This window comes from Enterocloster sp. HCN-30185, from assembly GCF_037890305.1.
Classification (GTDB): domain Bacteria; phylum Bacillota; class Clostridia; order Lachnospirales; family Lachnospiraceae; genus Enterocloster.
The window spans coordinates 135,831-156,563 of the sequence record NZ_JBBKBT010000001.1; the positions used below are offsets into that span (position 1 = coordinate 135,831).

Annotated in this window: 15 protein-coding genes; 2 read left to right on the top strand and 13 right to left on the bottom strand. The window is 49.5% G+C overall.

What is annotated here, in order from left to right; genetic code table 11:
- Positions 1-60: 60 nt before the first annotated feature.
- The 6 genes from WKT10_RS00630 to ruvA all read right to left on the bottom strand — a co-directional run bounded on the left by WKT10_RS00630 (position 61) and on the right by ruvA (position 7,748).
- Positions 61-1,506, bottom strand: a complete 1,446-nt coding sequence (locus tag WKT10_RS00630) for a peptidoglycan D,D-transpeptidase FtsI family protein (RefSeq protein ID WP_340274784.1) — start codon at positions 1,504-1,506, stop codon at positions 61-63.
- The gene (locus WKT10_RS00635; protein ID WP_340274786.1) at positions 1,506-2,864 is read right to left on the bottom strand and encodes an FtsW/RodA/SpoVE family cell cycle protein; all 1,359 of its coding nucleotides are present in this window, start codon (positions 2,862-2,864) and stop codon (positions 1,506-1,508) included. The genes WKT10_RS00630 and WKT10_RS00635 overlap by 1 nt, the downstream gene beginning before the upstream one ends.
- Positions 2,865-2,867: 3 nt before the next feature.
- Complete coding sequence (locus WKT10_RS00640) at positions 2,868-5,126, bottom strand: U32 family peptidase (RefSeq protein ID WP_340274788.1); 2,259 nt, start codon at positions 5,124-5,126, stop codon at positions 2,868-2,870.
- 133 nt (positions 5,127-5,259) lie between these two features.
- Positions 5,260-6,018: a cell division protein ZapA gene (gene zapA, locus WKT10_RS00645; RefSeq protein WP_337933617.1), complete on the bottom strand. Its 759-nt coding sequence runs from the start codon at positions 6,016-6,018 to the stop codon at positions 5,260-5,262.
- Between the two features lie 67 nt (positions 6,019-6,085).
- Positions 6,086-7,081 carry a Holliday junction branch migration DNA helicase RuvB gene (ruvB, locus tag WKT10_RS00650; protein ID WP_296036076.1) on the bottom strand — a complete coding sequence of 332 codons (996 nt, stop codon included), beginning with the start codon at positions 7,079-7,081 and terminating at the stop codon, positions 6,086-6,088.
- A 43-nt stretch (positions 7,082-7,124) separates the two neighbouring features.
- A complete protein-coding gene (gene ruvA / locus WKT10_RS00655) occupies positions 7,125-7,748 on the bottom strand; it encodes a Holliday junction branch migration protein RuvA (protein ID WP_337434327.1) in 624 nt (207 codons plus the stop codon).
- Positions 7,749-7,949: 201 nt separating this feature from the next.
- On the opposite strand from ruvA, the gene WKT10_RS00660 reads away from it, so the two are divergent.
- Positions 7,950-9,047 (top strand): ribonuclease H-like domain-containing protein, encoded by a 1,098-nt coding sequence (locus WKT10_RS00660; RefSeq protein ID WP_340274795.1) that lies wholly within the window; start codon positions 7,950-7,952, stop codon positions 9,045-9,047.
- 11 nt (positions 9,048-9,058) lie between these two features.
- Here the strand turns inward: WKT10_RS00660 and WKT10_RS00665 are convergent, their stop codons facing one another.
- The 7 genes from WKT10_RS00665 to WKT10_RS00695 form a co-directional block, all read right to left on the bottom strand.
- Positions 9,059-9,670 (bottom strand): hypothetical protein, encoded by a 612-nt coding sequence (locus tag WKT10_RS00665; RefSeq protein ID WP_066544505.1) that lies wholly within the window; start codon positions 9,668-9,670, stop codon positions 9,059-9,061.
- A gap of 235 nt (positions 9,671-9,905) precedes the next feature.
- A complete protein-coding gene (locus WKT10_RS00670) occupies positions 9,906-10,487 on the bottom strand; it encodes an NUDIX hydrolase (RefSeq protein ID WP_066544507.1) in 582 nt (193 codons plus the stop codon).
- A 13-nt stretch (positions 10,488-10,500) separates the two neighbouring features.
- Positions 10,501-11,298, bottom strand: coding sequence for a pyrroline-5-carboxylate reductase (gene proC / locus WKT10_RS00675; protein WP_296036090.1), 798 nt, complete (start codon positions 11,296-11,298; stop codon positions 10,501-10,503).
- 12 nt (positions 11,299-11,310) lie between these two features.
- Entirely contained in the window at positions 11,311-12,579 is a 1,269-nt protein-coding gene (locus WKT10_RS00680) for a diaminopimelate decarboxylase (protein WP_066545255.1), read from the bottom strand.
- A 115-nt stretch (positions 12,580-12,694) separates the two neighbouring features.
- Positions 12,695-14,131, bottom strand: a complete 1,437-nt coding sequence (gene pyk, locus WKT10_RS00685; protein ID WP_066544509.1) for a pyruvate kinase — start codon at positions 14,129-14,131, stop codon at positions 12,695-12,697.
- Positions 14,132-14,237: 106 nt separating this feature from the next.
- Positions 14,238-15,092, bottom strand: coding sequence for a hypothetical protein (locus WKT10_RS00690; protein ID WP_066544510.1), 855 nt, complete (start codon positions 15,090-15,092; stop codon positions 14,238-14,240).
- A gap of 16 nt (positions 15,093-15,108) precedes the next feature.
- Entirely contained in the window at positions 15,109-16,050 is a 942-nt protein-coding gene (locus WKT10_RS00695) for a magnesium transporter CorA family protein (RefSeq protein ID WP_066544511.1), read from the bottom strand.
- A 352-nt stretch (positions 16,051-16,402) separates the two neighbouring features.
- Between WKT10_RS00695 and WKT10_RS00700 the strand changes: the two genes are divergently transcribed.
- Positions 16,403-20,668: an acyl-CoA dehydratase activase-related protein gene (locus WKT10_RS00700; protein ID WP_340275167.1), complete on the top strand. Its 4,266-nt coding sequence runs from the start codon at positions 16,403-16,405 to the stop codon at positions 20,666-20,668.
- Positions 20,669-20,733 lie beyond the last annotated feature (65 nt).

Below are 20,733 nucleotides of genomic sequence, written 5' to 3' on the forward strand. Positions count from 1 at the left end.
TTTGTATCAGACAAACAGAGGCATTATAGCACGAAATACCGCTGTTTTCTACATAGTTCGCTATTTTTTCAAAAGATATGCGTCAAACATGGCCCTGGCAACAGGCCCTGCTATCTTTCCTCCGCTTCCTGACTCCTCCACCAGCACCGTAACTGCAATCTTTGGAGCTTCTGCCGGGGCAAAGCCCGTAAACCAGGCATGCGTTTCCTTTCCGGTTTCAAATTCCGCAGTTCCTGTTTTAACTGCAGCGGTGTAATCCTCTGTACGGACCGCAGAGCCTGTGCCCACATCCGTCACAGCCTTCATAAGCTCTGTGAGCTTTCCCGCCTCATCTGCCGTCATCATGGAACCATAGGCCTCCGGAAGAAACTTCTTAACCTCTTCCCCGCCTGCACTTACTACCCGGTCTAACAGATAAGGCTTCATCAGCGTTCCCCCATTAGCCACAGCCGAGGTGATCAGGACACTGTGCAGGGGCGTGATCAGGGTAGTTCCCTGTCCGATGGAGGACTGCAAAATCTCCCAGATATCGGCTCCGGCTTTCATATTGAAGCTGCTCTCTTTATAAGGAAAGCCGGAAAATGGCAGCGGCCGGTTATATAAAAGTTCCTCTGCCGTAGCTGCAAACCGGTTTAAATCCAGCTCCAGCCCCATGCTTGAAAATGCTCCGTTGCAGGAATTAGCAAAGGCCTTTACAAAATCCTGGCTGCCATGAGCCTCGCTGTGAAAGCATTTGATGGAATACTCTCCATTGTGATATACGCCATTGCAGTCAAAATGAAAGTCTTTGTAATTGTCCGGATGCTCCCTGATATATTCCAGGGCAGTCAGGATCTTAAAGGTAGAACCGGGAGCATACAGCCCCTGGGCCGCGCGGTTTAAAAGCTGGCTTTGGGTATTGGCGCTGTCTGTGAGAGCAGCCCAGTCCGTAAGCAGCGTATTGGGATCATAGTCCGGCTTTGACACCATCGCTAAAATCTTTCCCGTGTCCGGCTCCATGGCGATCACCGCTCCTCTTCGGTCTCCCAAAGCGGAATAGGCGGTCTGCTGAAGATTGATGTCCAGAGTGGTTACCACATCATCTCCCAGATTTTTCCTTCCGCTTAATTCATTTACCGCCTGCTCGATGAGATTTACATGGGATGTAATGAGATAAAAATTTGCCAGAGACTCAATTCCTGTCTTTCCCTTGGTGGAATACCCTACTACATGTGCAAATACATCCCCATGGTCGTAAACCCGCAGCTCATTTCCATCCTCATCCTCCTCATTGTGAGCCAGAACCGTACCGTCAGACGCCAGGATCTTCCCCCTGTGAACCCGGTCGGAAAAACGGTCCAGACGGGCATTGTAGGAATTATTGATCACCTCCGGTCCCTGTATCTGTATAAAATACCCTACATATAAAATAAGTGCCAGAAACAGCAGGGCAATTCCGTAGGTAATCCTGAGGATACTGCGGTTTGCAGGAGATTCCCCTGTCTGTTTTTTTCCTTTTTTTGCCATCAGTCCTCAGCCACCCCCATCTCTTCTTCGTCATTTCGTTTAATAATATACAGTCCCTGGATCATGGCAAAGAGCATAAAGGTGCTCACAATGGAACTGCCGCCATAGCTTACAAAGGGAAGGGTCACGCCGGTAGATGGGATAAACTTCGTCACACCGCCTACGGTTAAAAATACCTGCGTCACATACTGGATTCCCAGCCCAAAGGCAATCAGCTTGTAAAACATGGCCTGCATCCGAGAAGCGATCATCATAAACTGGATAAAACAGCCCAGACAGATTAAAAGCAGGCAGACGGCAAAGATGCCTCCAAACTCCTCTCCTATGGCCGCAAAGATAAAATCCTTTTCCACCACTGGGATTTTTCCCGGCATTCCCTGGCACAGCCCCATGCCAAACCACCCTCCTGTACCGATGGCAAACAGCGACTGGGTGATCTGATAACCCGTATTGTCAATATCCGCCCAGGGATTTTTCCAGGCAGCCACTCTGCGCTTTACATGGTCAAACAGGCCAAAGGCAGCAGCGGCCGCTCCGCAGCCAAGTCCAATCCCGCCAAACAGATACAGCTTCTTTCCCGTGGCGATAAAAAGCATAAGCACATAGCTTACAAACAGGATCAATGCTCCTCCCAGATCCTTTGACAGAACCAGGATCAGCACATGGGCCGCTGCGGCGGCAGTTGTAATACAGACTTGTTTCAATTCCGTGGACTGGTAAAACATGGAAGCCGTAAAGAGCACAAAGGTCAGCTTTACAAATTCCGAGGGCTGGATGGAAATTCCTCCAATGGTAAAGGAAAGCTGCGCTCCAAAGCTCTCATCCCCTCCGATCCAGACCGCAAGAAGAGCCAGGATCCCCACCGCGGCGTAAATCCACTGGAATTTATAAATCTGCCAGAACCGCTCCATGATCCACGGGATCAGCCAGGAAACAACGGCTGCCCCGCAGATAATTACAAACTGCTTTAGAGCCTTATCTAAGGGATCTGCACGAAACATGGACAAACGGCTCAGCATAATCAGGCCTACGGCCAGAAGCATACAGGTGTTATTTACCAGAATCCGTGAAACATTCCGGTAAAAACGCCGCGTAAGGAAAATATAAACCAGGAAAAACACAGCCTGGGCTGCATAAAAGGCGGCTAAAAGCCCCGACGTCTTTTCATCCTCTGCCTTTAAAAACAATATCATATAGGACAGAAAATGCATAAAAAACATTACATGGTTCTGTCTGGCGCAGAGCCTTAGCTTCCGTTCCCGGTCCGGGAAGGAAAAATAGCGGAAATTCGCCCAGGTGTAGACAGCCATGAGAAAAATCATCACATATTTGGACAGTTCCAGGATCAGATTAACCATACCCTATTCTACTCCCCGCCTGAAATGGCCTCTGGTAAATTCTGTAAATGGAGGCTCTGCGTTTTCTCCTCTGATAAACTCTGCTGCAAAGGCATTTAATACTGCCTTTGTCTCCTCCCCTGTTTCTATTGTAAAGCACAGGCGCAGTCCCTCAGGAGCCAGACGCTTTACAGAATCTGCGCAGCCGTGAAGGGACACGGGAAGAGGATTTAAAATCGTATTATAGCAGAACGCACAGTGATTCTGAACCGGCAGCCGTGCTCCGGTTCTGTCCTTCATCCACAAAAGAGAGGGACATTTACTGCAGCCTTTTACGGTCTTTGTAATGCACTGGGCCGATACCATCATGGGCGCCCGGCCATAAACGATCAGCTCTGCCAGAAGCCCCTCTCTGCGGCAGGCCTCAAAAACAGGCTCCAGCTCTCTGCTGTTCAGTTCCCATGGCGCAGTGATAAAAGCAGCCTGCTCCTCCTTCAATGTGTGTACTGCCCCATGGTTCCATGCATAGACGGAGGCGTCAAAGGAAGCAGAAAGGGAAATCTGCTCCTCTCTCATCCACTGTATTTCTTCAAAGGCACGGATTAAAAGGCCGTCAAAACCTGCCAGCTCCAGACAGGAACGGTATGTTCGGAAAAATCCTATGGCATGGGTCCTGAAAATGTGCGGGAGGGTAAGATAGCACTCCTTTCCGGCCTGATGGATCAGCTGCACAAATTCTGCCCAGCGCTCCGGCTGAAAGGATGAAGCATCCAGACAGATCCTCCTGACCTCCGGCACGGCAAGCGCTGCAGACAGCTGATCCCCGGTTTCTGCGGATACCGTAAGATACATCGGTCTTTTACCTGCACTCTCATCCGGGACAGGCCCGGCGCATCCAGCCGCCCGGCTGCTTTTCTCACCGGAATCTGCACCGTTCTGAACTTCTCCCGCCTCCGGCGCCTTTCTTCTCCACTGATTCTGGATCGCCTCTGTAAGCGCCTCAAAGCCCTCTCTGCGCAGTTCATTTAATGCCTGAACGGGAAGAAACAGCGCTCCGCATACCTCTGCCTCAAGCTCTGTAAATTCAAAAGCCGTAGCCCCTGTTTTCCCCAGCTGGCGGATCACCTTTTCTCTGGTCATTGGCTGGTTTTTCGCAGCCTGAGGCTCCTGTCCGGAAACCGTCACAGAAATATCCCCGCAGGTCAGCGTAAGCACGGACGGAAGTCCCTCCGCCAGATATGCATACCCCTCCACAGGCTCTTTCTTCTCTGTTTCCACATATTCCCGGTCCAGAAAGTCAAAGAGTTCTTTGTTCGTTTCCCGAAATTCCGGCTTTTCCTTTAAAGCGATCATGTCGCGGCCATTATGTCTGGTGTAGTAGCCGGAGGTAAAGCCTCCCCGGTCAAACAGATCCAGAAGCTCTTTTTTATCTTCCGGCTCCACATAATACCCTTCTGAACCGTATTCCAGATACCGGTTCAGATACTTCCGGTAAATCCGCACTACCCCGGCCGTATATCTGGGGCTCTTCATCCTTCCTTCAATCTTCAGTGAAAATACACCTGCTTCCAGAATCTGGGGCAAAATATCCAGCGTGCACAGATCCTTCATGCTGAGGACACATTTCTGATCCTCTTTATTAACAGCTGTTCCGTTTTCCTGCTCATATACCCGGTAGGGAAGACGGCAGGGCTGGGCACACCGGCCCCTGTTTCCGCTTCTGCCCCCGATCAGGCTGCTCATAAGGCACTGTCCGGAATAGCAGTAGCACAGCGCCCCGTGGACAAAGGTTTCAATATCCATTCCCGTCTCATCATAGATCCGGCGGATCTCCTCTAAGGATACCTCTCTGGCCGGCACTACCCGGCAGCAGCCCAGACGCTTCAGCTCCTTTGCCCCGTAAACACTGGTAATGGTCATCTGGGTGCTGGCGTGAAGTTCTATTCCCGGAAAATGCTCCCGAATAAAGGACAGGGCTCCCAGGTCCTGAACGATCACACCGTCCAGTCCGGCTTTATAATAGGGAAGCAGATACTCATATAATTCTCCCAGCTCATTCTCCTTAAAGAGCGTATTTACGGTCATATAAAGGCGGCAGCCATGGAGATGGGCGTATTCAATGGCTGCGATCATCTCATCCTGATCTGCATTTTGAGCATAGGCTCTGGCTCCAAACCGCGCTCCTCCCATATATACAGCGTCAGCGCCCGCTGCCACTGCTGCCTTTAAGCTTGCAAAGGAGCCTGCCGGAGCAAGCAGCTCTGCTCTTTTTTTCTCTTTCATGTTATTTCCGCCTTTCCTGGTCTTTTAACGGATCCAAAACCACATTTCTCCCCCGTTCTCTTCAGGGATAACGAAAGGATGCCCCATACGAATCCATGAGACATCCCCCCGATGCTGTCTTTTTTGTATCCTTCTATCTGCGGCCTCTGTGAAAGCCTGCCTTTCTGGCTGCCTGAAGCGCTCTTCTTGCCAGCTCTTCATCGGAAACAGGCCGAACCTCTTCTTCAGGAGCAGCCGCCGGTTCAGAAACCTCCGCTTCTTCATTCGAAACCTCTGCCGCTTCCTCTTCTGCGGTCTCTTCTCCTGTCTCTTTCCCAACCTCAGGTTCTTCCTCCAAAACAGGATTCTCCTCAACAACAGGCTCTTCCTCAGAAGCAGCCGCTTCTCCCACTGCCCGGAGTTCGTTCTCCTGATGAAGCATAAGGGCTTTCATCTGCTCCGCCTCTGTCACTGCCTCAGCCCGCTCCTGAGACAGCCTTTCATTCTGGCGGGTAAGATTTCTGTTTTCCCGTTCCAGCTTCGCTAAATGTGAAGCCGTCTCCTCCAGCTGCACCTGGCGCTCCTCCAGATCCTTAAGCACAGCTTCCAGCTTCATCTGAGTGCTTACCAGCTCATGCTTTAAGCTGTAGCTCTCCTTTTCCATCCGGTTGCGTTCCTCTTCCATCTGTTCCGAATGATCCAGCGCCTTAAAATAATCGTCTGCAATATTTAACTGGATCATAACCTGCTGATAATCCGCACTCTGCTTGGAGAAACCCGGAATCCCGCGCAGCTGCATATTCTTTTCATTCACATAGCTGGCCGTCCGCTGAAGATAGGCCTCATCCTCGCTTCCGCCCAGAGTATATATTTTTCCGTCAATTAAAACCTGTGTATAATTCTTTGTTTCCATACTTCACTCATTCTCCTGTCTGATCCGGGGAAACGTTCTTTCCCTCTAACAGAAGCTTACCACATTTTCATCCCATTTCCAAGCCCAAATGACGATAAGCGCTCTCTGTGGCCATCCTTCCTCTGGGCGTGCGGTTGATCAGGCCATTCATCAGAAGATAGGGTTCGTACACATCCTCTAAGGTTCCGGCGTCTTCCCCCAAAGCCGCAGCCAGCGTATCAAGCCCTACAGGGCCGCCGGAAAACTTCTCAATGATCATAAGCAGGATATTTCTGTCATTCTGATCCAGTCCCAGCTTGTCCACATCCATAATATCCAGAGCAAAATCCGTCACTTCTTTCGTGATCGCTCCGTCATATTTTACCTGAGCGAAGTCTCTTACCCTTTTTAAAAGGCGGTTTGCCAGTCTGGGCGTACCTCTGGACCGTCGGGCAAGCTCTAATGCCCCTTCCGGATCGATCTCCACTCCCAGCACCCCTGCGGAATGCATGATAATGGTCTTAAGCTCCTGGGGCGTATAAAATTCCAGACGCTGAACCACTCCGAACCGGTCTCTTAAAGGAGCCGTAAGAAGGCCGGCTCTGGTAGTAGCGCCCACCAGAGTAAAATGGGGCAGCTCCAGACGGATGGAGCGGGCCGAAGAATCCTTTCCCAGCATAATATCTATGGCAAAGTCCTCCATGGCCGGATAAAGTACCTCCTCCACCTGACGGTTTAAACGGTGGATCTCATCCACAAAGAGCACATCCCCCTCCTGAAGGTTATTTAAGATCGCAGCCATCTCCCCAGGCTTTTCAATGGCCGGGCCGCTGGTTACCTTCATCTTCGTTCCCATCTCATTTGCAATAATCCCGGAAAGGGTGGTCTTTCCAAGGCCAGGGGGGCCGTAAAACAGCACATGATCCAGCGCTTCCCCTCTGGATTTGGCTGCCTCAATATAGATTTTCAGAGTGGATTTGATTTTCTCCTGCCCAATATAGTCCTCAAGGCACTGAGGACGCAGCGTAGTCTCAATACGCACATCCTCCTCTGTTGCCTCTGTTGTTATGATCCTGCGTTCCATAAGTCCCTCATCATTTTCCAATTATTTCCTTTAAGTTCTTCCCTTACAGAAAGGTCAGAAATTTTAAAGAAGCCTTAAGCACATCCTCTGAATTCATTCCCTCTGTCATTTCCACGCGCTTTACCGCCCTGGAAGCCTCTGCCCCCGTATAGCCAAGGGCCGTAAGGGCCTCCACAGCTTCTTTTGCAGCTGATGCCAGCCCGGAAAGTTCCTCGGTCCGGACTGCACTGCCGTTTCCGCCCCCAAAGCCGGAAATCACCTCTTCCAGATCCACCTTATCCTTTAAATCCAAAATCAGCCTCTGGGCCGTTTTGGGGCCGATACCGGGTGCCCTGGAAATGGCCTTGGCGTCGCCGCTTACAATAGCCGTCCGCAGGTCGTCGGGCCGCATAACAGACAAAATCCCCAGAGCGCCTCTGGGGCCGATGCCGTTTACGCTGATAAGCTGCTTAAACATCTCTCTGTCCTGCCGGTTAAGAAAGCCATAAAGTGTCATGGAATCCTCACGGACCTGAAAATACGTATGAATAGTCACCGGAGAGCCCAGAGACGGAAGCTCTTCTAAGAGGGACAAAGGCACACGGATCCCATAGCCAATGCCTCCTGTCTCCACTATGATCATGTCCTCTTCCACTGCTTCCAGGGTTCCTTTTATATATGATATCATCGATCCAGTTCCTTTTCTCTGTGCGTTCTGCCGCTCCCGGCAGCTTTTATTTCTGACCTTCATCATAACATACCGCCACACGCAATGCAAGTGGTGTATCGAACGTATTTTCTGTTTTTAAAATACACCTTTGACAGATGCTTGCATATTTCCCTATTTTCCGCTAAACTGTCCTCAGTAACTATATCAGAAAGGAACACCATGATCACCATTAAGCATCCCATTGATTTTCCGGAGACCTATCCCCTGGACCGGATCGGGCCAAAAGAACAGCTGCTTTTCTTCGATATTGAAACAACCGGATTTTCCGGAGACACTTCCCAGCTCTACCTGATCGGCTGCGTGTACCATGACGGCTTTGGCTGGAAGCTGATCCAGTGGTTTGCAGATACCAGACAGGCGGAATCAGAACTTTTAGATGCATTCTTTGTCTTTATAAAACGTTTTAAAACCCTGATCCACTTTAACGGCGACCGGTTTGACATTCCCTATCTGGAAAAATGCTGCCGCAGGCTGGGTCTTTCCCACAGCTTTGAGGGCATGGAAAGTATGGATATCTACAAAAAAATCCGTCCTTACCGGAAGCTTCTGGGATTAGAAAGCATGAAGCAGAAGGCCATTGAGCAGTTTTTAGGCATTTCCCGTGAGGATAAGTACACTGGAGGACAGTTAATTGAGGTCTACCGCGATTATCTGCACACCCATGAAAAATCGCTCTATGATCTGCTGATCCTTCACAATGAGGATGATTTAAAGGGAATGCCCGCTATCCTTCCCATTTTAAGCTATGCAGATTTCTTTTCATCCCCTCTTTTCCCTCAGGCTCCTGAATTATGGGAGGGTGACTGTACAGAGCCCACGGACACGCCCCTTCTGCATCTTATGGGTACCGGCTCTGTTTCTGTTCCCGTTCCGCTGGAATATTCTTCCGGTCCGGTGAGTCTGGAGCTATATGAAAATAAAGCCGTCTGCACCATCCACCTCTGCCGCGGCTGCCTTAAATATTTTTATCCCGATTATAAGGATTACTACTATCTCCCCTTTGAAGACACAGCCGTCCATAAAAGCGTAGGGGAGTATGTAGATCGGTCTGCCCGGAAAAAGGCCACTGCCCGAACCTGCTACACAAAAAAAGAGGGCCTGTTCCTCCCTCAGTTTGGCCCCTTTAAGGAACCTTCCTTCCGGGAGGATTACAAGTCCCCTCTCACCTATGTGCTTTATGATGACTCGCTGTTTTCACAGCCCCAGGCCGCAGATACCTACTTCAGTCAGCTCTTTTGCTGGCTTTTGGAACAGTAGGGCTGAAAACATTACGGGTGATGAAAAATCCCCTCTAACAGAGCTCCGGCTGCGGTAAAAAGAAGCAGAAGAAAAAAAGCTGCCAGATGAAGACGGTGTTCCCGTCCTCCGGCCCAGCCTGCAAGGACTGCCCAGGTAATCCCATAAATCACCCCCTGTGGAAACAAAAGCCAGAGAAACACTGGAAGTCCCCAGACGCCCTTTTCCAATGTGAGAAAAGCCAAGGCCCCGGAAAGGCACATTCCGCCCCAGCAGGTAATGCAGCCAAAAAAGAAGGGGCTGCAGATCGTTAGACCTGCCACCCATCCTGCAGTCATCTGAAGCAGCCGCTTTGCCAGCAGACTCACAACGCCGGCTTCCTTCATTGCCTGTTCCAGCCCCCCATCTTTCAATGTCTCTGTCAGGCAGGAAATCATCCCCTTCCCCCAGAGATCCTCCCTGCCTTCTCCTGCAAGCAAGCCCCTTCCCAGTGCTCCTTCTCCAAATAAAAGCACAACGGCTGTTCCCCCTATGATCCCGGCTCCAAAGCAGAATATAAGCCAGTCCTCATAGGAAAAACGCCGCTGTCTGAAAGCTGTCACCGTTCTGGCTGCCAGCGCCATTTTTTTCCCTCTGATCTTCATTCCCGTTTCTCCCTGTTTCCCCTTAAAACAGGTGTATGCGGCCGGAGGGATCCGTATGTATCAGGGAGTCTCCCAGTACAGGATTCCGTTTCGGTTCTCTCTTAAGGCAAAGTCCTCATCATAGAGGTATTCCAGACAGGAAAATACGAATTTCATCCACACCGGCTCCCGTGCTGTACAGTTTCACTTCATAAATTCCCGGCGCACGTTCTTCCATCCTGCTCACCCTTCTGTTTTATACAAACTCGTCCTTCTTATCCACACTCCGGTACTTACGTCCGTAAGCCATAATGGCGGCAATGGTCTTTCCGTCTGTGATTTTTCCCGTAAAGATCAGCTCCTCTAAATCCTTAAGCTCCCAGGCCTCTACTTCTATGACCTCATCCTCATCCAGATGCTGATGGCTTGGCACCAGATTGTGGGCAACAAAAATATCAATGGCCTCATCGCAGAAGGCTACCGTAGTATTAACACTGATCAGATATTCCAGTTTTTCTGTCTTAAAGCCCGTTTCCTCCTCCAGTTCCCGGTACGCACACTCAATTTTGGGTTCTTTGGGATCATCCAGCTTTCCTGCCGGGATCTCCAGAGTAAAACGATCCAGTGCGTTTCTGTACTGGCGCACCATGAGGATTTTTCCTTCATCCGTTACCGGCAGCACTGCCGCAGCTCCGTCATGGTGGATATAGTCCCAATGGGCCTCATGGCCGTTGGCAAGAACCGTATCCTCGTAAATCTTTAAAATATTTCCCTGATATTTTAGCTGCCGATCCAGACGGATCACCGGCATTCCTTCATTTTCTGGTTTCTGTGCCATGTTTTTTCCTCCCCTATTTCATTTTCTGGCTTTTTTCATAGCAGGCGTCTGCCGCTTTGATCACTGCATTGCGAAATCCAAATTCTTCCAGAGCAGATACTCCCGCAATGGTGGTTCCGCCCGGAGAGCAGACCTCATCCTTTAACTGCCCCGGATGCTTTCCCGTTTCCAGTACCATTTTCGCGCTTCCAAGAACGGTCTGGGCTGCCATTTCACAGGCTGTTTTACGGGGAAGCCCATATTTCACGCCGCTGTCTGCCAGTGCCTCGATAAACATGTATACAAAGGCCGGAGAGCAGCCGCTGACGCAGCCCACAGCCTCCATCTGGCTCTCCTCTATCAGCTCCACGCCGCCACAGCTTTTAAAGACCGCGCAGATCTGCTCCTTTTCCTCCTCTGTAAATGGATCGGTGCCAAAGGCGATCCCCGTCATTCCAGCTCCCAGCATAGCCGGAGTATTTGGCATGGCCCGCACCACACGGATCTCATCTCCCAGCCGCTCCTTTAAACTGGAAATGGTCTGTCCCGGAGCCAGGGAGATCACCACCTGATCCTCCTCTAATACCTCGCGGATCTCATCAAATACTACATCAAAATACTGGGGCTTAACCGCAAGGATCAGATATTTGCAGCTCTGCGCGCAGGCCCGGTTGGACTCTGCATGAGGCACGCCGGTAGCTTCTGTAACCGCAGCCATCTTTTCTGCATGAGCTGCCGTAAAAATAAATCTTCCCGGCTCACAGGTCTTTAAAAGACCGTGCAGGATCGCCAGGCCCATATTTCCCATTCCGATAAAACCGATCTCAGCCATTTTAAGACCTCCTTATTCTGCATCCTTTAGTATGTTACAAAAATCAAAGGTAGCGAAGTAATCCTTTGGCGTCTCTGCCCTCCGGATCATTTCTGCCGAGCCGTCTTCTTTTAAAAGAAGCTCTGCTGATCTTAATTTTCCATTGTAATTATATCCCATGGCAAAACCGTGGGCTCCAGTATCATGGATCACCAGCAGATCACCCTTTTCAATCTCAGGCAGCATCCGGTCAATGGCAAATTTATCATTATTTTCGCACAGGGAACCCACTATATCATACATATGGTCACAGGGTGCATTTTCCTTTCCCATCACCGTAATATGATGGTAGGCGCCGTACATGGCGGGACGCATCAGGTTTACCGCACAGGCGTCTACACCCACATACTCTTTATGGGTATGCTTCTCATGGATGGCCTTTGTAACCAGACAGCCATAGGGGCCCAGCATAAAACGGCCCAGTTCTGTGCACAGCGCTACATCACCCATACCCGCAGGCACCAAAACCTCCTCATAGACCTGCCGCACCCCTTCGCCGATGGCGCGGATATCATTAGGCTCCTGATCCGGACGGTAAGGGATGCCGATACCTCCGGAAAGATTGATAAAGGAAATATGAGCCCCCGTTTCCTCATGGAGGCGGACTGCCAGCTCAAACAGGATCTTTGCCAGCATGGGGTAATACTCATTTGTCACCGTGTTGCTTGCCAAAAAGGCATGAATGCCGAAATTCTTTGCTCCCTTGGCCTTTAAGATCTTAAATGCCTCAAATATCTGTTCCGTTGTCATACCATACTTGGAATCGCCGGGATTATCCATAATATCATTGCTGATCTTAAAAACACCGCCGGGATTAAAGCGGCAGCTGATGGTCTCAGGAATATACCCCAGCGTCTGCTCCACACACTCAATATGGGTAATATCATCCAGATTGATGATCGCCCCCAGCTTTGCAGCATAGGCAAATTCCTCCAGAGGCGTATCATTGGAAGAAAACATGATGTCGTTTCCGGAAAAACCGCAGGCCTTTGACATCATAAGCTCTGTCATGGAGGAGCAGTCCGTACCGCAGCCATACTCCTTTAAAATATTTAAAATAAAGGGATTAGGCGTAGCCTTTACCGCAAAGTATTCCTTATATCCCTTATTCCATGAAAATGCCTCCTTTAACTGTCTGGCATTTTCCCTGATCCCTTTTTCATCATACAGGTGAAACGGCGTTGGATACGTCTTTGTAATCTCCTCCAACTGCTCTTTTGTAACAAATGGTTTCTTCTCCACAGCAAATTTCCTCCTTCGTCCGCTTTGCTCCAAAACTGTAAAAAGTCTGTCTGAAAGCACAATGTCCTTGCCAAACATTGTACTCCCGGGCAGACTTCTTTGTCCAGTTCAATTTTTAGTTAATTTCTACCACACGCATGATGTTGGTCTGGGCAGCCTCCTCATGGCGTCTCGCATAGCTTACCACACCGGCAGTCAGTACAGCCAGCTTTCCGCTTTCCACGAAATTCTTTTCCTTAAGCTCCTCAATGGAATTTTCGATCAGCTCATCGGTAGAATCTGCGCGGCGGGACCATACGGGAGTTACGCCCCACTGAAGCTGCATCTGACGTACAGTAGACATACTTGGGGACATTCCCAGGATACGGGCAGCCGGCTTCCACTTGGAGAGCATCATAGAGGTAAAGCCTGTAATACTTGGAACAATGATATAATCAGCGCCGATATCATGGGCAGTGGAAACAGAAGCGCAGCATACAGCGTTAGAAACGTTCTTCATGTTCTCTGCGCTTACCTTACGCTGGCGGTATGCAGTGTAATCCAGATAGCTTTCTGTCTCCTCAACAATGGAACTCATCATCTTTAACGCCTCAACCGGATACTTACCCATGGCAGTCTCGCCGGAAAGCATCACGGCGTCTGTACCGTCATACACTGCGTTTGCAACGTCTGTTACCTCTGCACGGGTCGGTCTTGGGTTACGGATCATGGAATCCAGCATCTGGGTTGCAGTAATAACAGTCTTGCAGGCCACATTACACTTGCGGATGATCATCTTCTGAATATTTGGAACCTTCTGAGCCGGGATCTCAACACCCATGTCGCCGCGGGCAACCATGATGCCGTCAGCCTCAGCGATAATCTCATCCAGATTCTCAATTCCCTCTGCATTCTCAATCTTTGCAATTACCTTTATGGAAGAGCCTGCCTCATCCAGCATAGCCTTGATCTCCCGGATGCAGTCTGCCGTGCGGACAAAGGAAGCTGCAATAAAATCAAAGCCCTGCTTGATGCCGAAACGGATATCTTCCTTATCCTTCTCAGTCAGAGCCGGAAGCTTGATGCTTACGTTAGGAACATTTACGCCCTTTCTCTCGCCAAGCTCGCCGCCGTTTACAACGGTACATACGATATCTGTATCATTTACCTCATTTACCTTTAACTCGATCAGGCCGTCATCGATCAAAATGGTGTTTCCTGCAGAAACGTCCTCATTTAAGCCGCTGTAATTGATATGGCCGATGGTATCATCGCCAACGATTTCTCTGGTAGTCAGCGTATAGATCTGTCCCTCTTTTAAAGTGACCTTCTTTCCGTCCTTTAAAATGCCGGTACGGATCTCCGGTCCCTTTGTATCCAGAAGGGCTGCAACCGGAATATCCAGTTCCTTGCGCACTTCCTTTAAGATTTCCAGACGTCCCAGATGCTCTGCATAATCACCATGAGAAAAGTTAAAGCGGGCAACGTCCATGCCATTCTTTGCCAGCCCCAGCATAACATTCTTGTCATTGGTATTGGGACCCATGGTACAGATGATCTTTGTCTTTTTCATTTTAATCCTCCATTATTAAACGTAAGTTGTGTAAAGCGATCCGGCGCAGGCTTTAATATGTGGGGAAGCTGCTTCCGGGAATTTATGGAAAGAAGCAAAACCCGGACTATTCCTCAGGCTTTTCTCCTTTTTTGACATGTTTGTGCGTGTATAAATGATCCATGCAGTACTCATAACTGCCTTCGCATTTGGAACAGTAGCGGAATTCCATCCCAGGGCTGTCCTCTGAGGTGCGTCCGCAGACTGCACAGCGGTGGGGATTTTTCACCACCCGGATCTTCTCCGTCTTTTTCTGGAACTCTCTGGAACGCTTTTTCTGATAAACCGGGCCTTTTTTTCCAAAGGTAAGCCATCCAAAAAAGATACCCATAAGAGCGATGCTTAACAGAATCTCTATCCGGTCGATCAGGCTGCCTCTCACAAAAGAATAGATATACATTACCCCTTCAAATACGGCAATCCAGCTGGACTTTAAGGGAATAAGCATCATAAAAAGCACCTGCATATCCGGAAACATCAGTGCGAACACAAAGAAGAATGAGTACACCAGATAATTGGGGAACAGCGGCAGAGGCATACCTGTGATCAGGTAGATCAGCACGGAAACAGCCGCATGAAGCAGTACGCCGGATATAATATAACAGTTAAACTTAAACCGTCCCCAAACCTGCTCTACCAGCAATCCAAAAAGCCGGACACAGTAAATGCCAATGGCATTAAAAATAACAAAGCTGATCGCATCTCCGCCCGTAACTGCCGGCGGATATGCAAGAAACGTTACAATTCTCCAGATCTGCCCCCGGACAACCAGCGCAGGATTCAGGATCAGATAGCCAAAAAACTCCGGAGAAAGCAGATAGGTCACAACGCCCAGGATCTGCAGGCCGCATACGATGTCAATGATACTGCCTCCCATCATACGCCTCAGACTGCGCTTTGCATTATTTACAAAATGATTCATTTAAAATCCCCTCATTTCAAAACAGATCCTTCTTATTAAAAATATACGCCACAATTAAGGACAGGGCCACTGCAAATCCCAGGACGATCCAGAATCCATAGGGGCTGTCTGCAAAGGGCATCCCCTTTGGCAGCACATTCATGCCGTAAAAGCTCGCTACCATAGTCGGGATGGACAGGACAATGGTCACTGTGGCCAAAAACTTCATAACAATATTCAGGTTGTTGGAAATAACGGAAGCAAAGGTATCCATGGTACCGCTTAAAATTCCATTATAAATACTCGTCATCTCCATGGCCTGCTTGTTCTCAATGATAACGTCCTCCAAAAGATCTGTATCCTCCGGATATTTCTTGATCTTGTCAAGCTTTAACAGACGCTCCAGCACCACTTCATTGGAACGGAGAGACGTGGTAAAGTATACCAGTGATTTCTGCAGCTCCAAAAGCTCGATCAGCTCTTCATTTTTCTGAGCCTGATGAAGTTTGTTTTCGATCACTTCGCTCTTCTTGTCAATGATCCTCAAATACTGCAGATACTGAGTGGCATTTTTATAAAGAATCTGCAGGATAAATCTGGTTTTCATAAATGTATGGAAATCTCTCACCCTGCCGTCCATAAAAGCGCTTAAAATGGGCGTTTCCTCCAGGCAGACCGTGATCAGCACATCCCTGGTAGTAATGATCGCCATAGGGATCGTAACAAACCAGTCTTTCCCGTTTCGCTCCTCTATAGATGGTATATCCACCAGGATCAGAGTGTATTCATCCTCTGCCTCAATACGTGAACGCTCTTCTTCATCCAGAGGCGCTTTTAAATGATCCGGATCAATGCGGCAGGCATCCGCTACATCTATGATTTCAGAAGCGGTAGGGTTCGTAAGAGCGATCCAGCTTCCGGGCTGCATCTCTTGCTTTTCATGAATCGTACCATCTTCGGTTTTAAAAATCCGTATCATGCGAACTCTCCCCCATTCTGAAATTTTACCCCCTAATTATAGTGACTGCCTACGATTTTGTCAAATGGATTAGAACTCCATTTTACATAAAACGCAATTTTTACAAACATCCTACAATTTATTAACGTTTTTTTAACGTTCTTCCCTGATTGTATTTGCCTTGGATTTGTGCTACACTTTAGCGTGAACATTTTTGTCTGTTGCTTTTGTCACAGTTTTTATACGAATTTTATTATAAAATATACGCCAAACCAGTGCAGTCCATGTTATTTGGGGCTGCCTCTTTCATACAGAAGAGTCCTGGATCAGACTACAAAGGAGGGCAGGGTCAAAACCCGTATCTATGAATCAGATGAGTACAACTTACCGTTTAGGTGTCGATATCGGCTCCACCACCGTAAAGGTGGCTGTGCTGGATCAGGAAAACCGTATCCTTTTTTCCGACTATGAACGCCATTATGCCAATATTCAGGAAACTCTGGCAAAGCTTTTAAAAAAAGCGGTATCACAGACCGGAGATATTCTTGTTATTCCTGTGATCACCGGCTCCGGCGGCCTGACACTCTCCTCCCATCTTCATATCCCCTTTGTACAGGAGGTCGTAGCCGTTGCCTCCTCTCTTCAGGATTATGCGCCCCAGACTGACGTAGCCATTGAGCTGGGCGGTGAGGACGCAAAGATCATTTATTTTACCGGCGGAATCGATCAGCGCATGAATGGCATCTGTGCGGGAGGCACCGGCTCCTTCATCGACCAGATGGCCTCCCTGCTTCAGACGGACGCCTCCGGCTTAAATGAATATGCCAAAAATTATCAGGCGATCTACCCCATTGCAGCCCGCTGCGGTGTATTTGCCAAATCGGATATCCAGCCCCTGATCAATGACGGCGCTACCCATGAGGATCTGGCGGCTTCTATTTTCCAGGCAGTGGTAAACCAGACCATCAGCGGCCTGGCCTGTGGCAAGCCTATCCGGGGAAACGTGGCATTTTTAGGCGGTCCCCTCCACTTCCTTCCGGAGCTGAGAAAGGCATTTGTCCGTACCCTTCACCTGACGCCGGAGCAGACCATTGCCCCGGAGCACTCCCACCTGTTTGCTGCGGTGGGCGCCGCTATGAACCCTAAAGAAGATCAGACGCCCCTTTCCATAGCGGATCTGATCAAAACCCTTTCCTCCGGGGTGCAGATGGATTTTGAGGTAAAGCGCATGGAACCTCTTTTTAAAAACCAGGAAGAGTATGATGCTTTTCTTGCAGACCATGCTCACAATCATGTAAGATCCTCGGATCTTTCTTCCTATGAAGGGCTTTGTTATCTGGGTATTGATGCCGGCTCTACCACTACAAAAGTGGCCCTTGTAGGCGAGGACGGCTCCCTTTTATACCGTTTTTATGAAAATAACAACGGAAACCCTCTTGCAGCAGCCATCCAGGCGGCCAGAGAGATAAACGAGCAGATGACAGACAAGGCAAAAATCGCATGGTCCTGCTCCACGGGATATGGAGAAGCCCTGTTAAAAGCCGCTTTTTTGCTGGACGAGGGAGAAGTGGAAACCATTTCCCATTACTATGCGGCCGCCTTCTTTGATCCTGAGGTAGACTGCATCCTGGATATCGGAGGCCAGGATATGAAGTGTATCCGCATCAAGGACGGCACCGTAGACAGCGTACAGCTAAACGAGGCCTGCTCCTCCGGCTGCGGTTCCTTCATCGAAACCTTTGCCAAAAGCTTAAATTACAGTGTAGCGGATTTTGCAAAGGAAGCACTTTTTGCCAAAAATCCCATCGATCTTGGCACACGCTGCACCGTATTTATGAATTCCAATGTAAAGCAGGCCCAGAAGGAGGGAGCGACCGTAGCAGATATCTCTGCCGGACTGGCCTACTCTGTGATTAAAAACGCTTTATTTAAGGTAATCAAAATCACAAATGCCTCTGATCTTGGAAGCCATGTAGTGGTGCAGGGCGGAACCTTCTACAATGACGCCGTGCTCCGCAGCTTTGAGCGGATCTCCGGCTGCCGGGCTGTCCGTCCTGATATCGCAGGCATCATGGGCGCCTTCGGAGCAGCCCTGATCGCCAGAGAGCGCTACCACCTGGGCGGTGAAAAAGAAACCTCTACTATGGCTTTAGACAAGATCATTTCCTTAAAATATACCACCTCCATGGCCCGGTGCAAGGGATGCAATAACCACTGTGTCCTGACTGTGAACCAGTTTGGAAGCAGCCGCCGGTATATTTCCGGAAACCGCTGTGAACGTGGCCTTGGAATGGAAAAAGCCAAAAAGGAAATTCCGAACCTTTTTGACTATAAATACCGCCGGATGTTTGACTATGAGCCCCTTCCCATGGATGAGGCAGACCGGGGCTGCGTAGGGATCCCCAGAGTTTTAAATATGTATGAAAATTTCCCCTTCTGGGCTGTATTTTTCCGTAAGCTGCGCTACCATGTGATCCTCTCTCCCCAGTCCACAAAGCAGATTTATGAGCTGGGTATTGAATCCATTCCCAGCGAATCGGAGTGTTATCCTGCCAAGCTGGTCCACGGCCATGTATCATGGCTCATCCGCCAGGGTGTGAAGTTTATCTTCTATCCCTGCATCCCCTATGAACGCAACGAAAGCCCTGAGGCCGGAAACCATTATAACTGCCCCATGGTCACCTCCTATGCGGAAAACATTAAAAATAACGTAGAAGCCCTGGAAGAGGAACAGGTTCGCTTTATGAACCCCTTTATGGCATTTACAAACGAAAAAATCCTTACAGATGCGCTGGTAAAGGAGTTTTCCAGTTCTTTCCAGATCCCTGCGGCTGAGATCCGTATGGCAGCCCATGCTGCCTGGCAGGAATTAACCGCCTCCAGAGAGGATATCAAGAGAAAGGGCGAAGAAACCCTGAAATGGATGAAGGAACACGGCAGGCGCGGCATTGTTCTGGCAGGACGTCCCTACCATGTGGATCCGGAAATCCACCACGGAATCCCGGATGTGATCACCTCCTACGGCTTTGCGGTGCTCACGGAAGATTCTGTTTCCCATCTGGGAAAGGTAGAACGGCCTTTAGTGGTAACAGACCAGTGGATGTACCATTCCCGCCTCTATGCGGCAGCCAGCTTTGTAAAAACCCAGGACAATCTGGATCTGATCCAGCTCAATTCCTTTGGCTGCGGTCTGGACGCCGTTACCACAGACCAGGTTTCCGACATCCTCACACGGTCCGGAAAGCTTTACACTGTGCTTAAAATCGACGAGGTGAATAACCTTGGCTCTGCCCGCATCCGGATCCGCTCCCTCATTGCGGCCATCCGTGTAAGAGACCAGCGCCATTATGAGCGCAAGATCATTTCCAGCGCCTATAACCGCGTGGTATTTACAAAGGAAATGAAGAAGGACTACACCCTTCTCTGCCCCCAGATGTCGCCCATCCACTTTGATCTGGTAGAGCCCGCGATCCGGGCCTTTGGCTACAATATCGAAATCCTTCAGAACCACAATAAAAATGCAGTAGATGTGGGGCTTCGCTATGTGAATAACGACGCCTGCTATCCCTCTCTCATCGTCATTGGGCAGATCATGGATGCACTTCTGTCCGGAAAATACGATTTAAACCGTACAGCCATCTTTATGACCCAGACCGGAGGCGGATGCCGCGCCTCCAACTACATAGGCTTTATCCGCCGTGCCCTTGAAAAAGCCGGCATGAGCCAGATTCCTGTGGTTTCCATCAATGCAAACGGCATGGAAACCAATCCGGGCTTTTCCATCACCCTTCCTCTGCTTACAAAGGCTATGCAGGCGGTGGTATACGGCGATATCTTTATGCGGGTTCTCTACGCGACCCGACCTTATGAAGCAGTTCCGGGAAGCGCAGATGCGCTCCATGAAAAATGGAAGAAACGCTGTATCGCCTCCCTGTCCAAGCGCTCTGCAGCTATGATGGAGTTTGGCCGGAACATCAAGGGAATCATCCACGATTTTGACCGTCTGGAGCGAAGGGATATCAAAAAGCCAAAGGTAGGAATCGTAGGAGAAATCCTTGTCAAATTCTCTCCCCTGGCAAATAACCATATCGTAGAGCTTCTGGAAGCCGAAGGAGCGGAAGCCGTGATGCCGGATCTGATGGACTTCCTGCTTTACTGCTTCTACAACAACAATTTCAAGGCAGAGCATCTGGGCAAGAAGAAGTCCACTGCCCGGCTGTGCAATGCGGGAATTGCCCTTTTGGAATACTTCCGCCGGACGGCCAGAAAAGAGCTGGCTGCAAGCAGACATTTTGCACCTCCCGCAGCCATCAATGAGCTGGCTGATATGGCAAAGGGCTTTGTATCCCTGGGCAATCAGACCGGAGAAGGATGGTTCCTTACAGGAGAAATGCTGGAGCTAATCCACAGCGGCGTGAAAAACATCGTCTGCACCCAGCCCTTTGGCTGCCTGCCAAACCATATCGTAGGAAAGGGCGTGATCAAAGAGCTTCGCAGGAATTATCCCGACTCCAATATTATTGCCGTAGACTACGATCCCGGTGCCAGCGAGGTCAACCAGTTAAACCGCATCAAGCTTATGCTGGCAACGGCGCATAAAAATCTGAAAAAAGAGATGGAACCGAAGGTTCAGGTGTAAAATTAAAGAGGATCTGCCGCACCCGATGGATATGGCAGAATCCTCTTTTTCTTTTGTATGTTAAT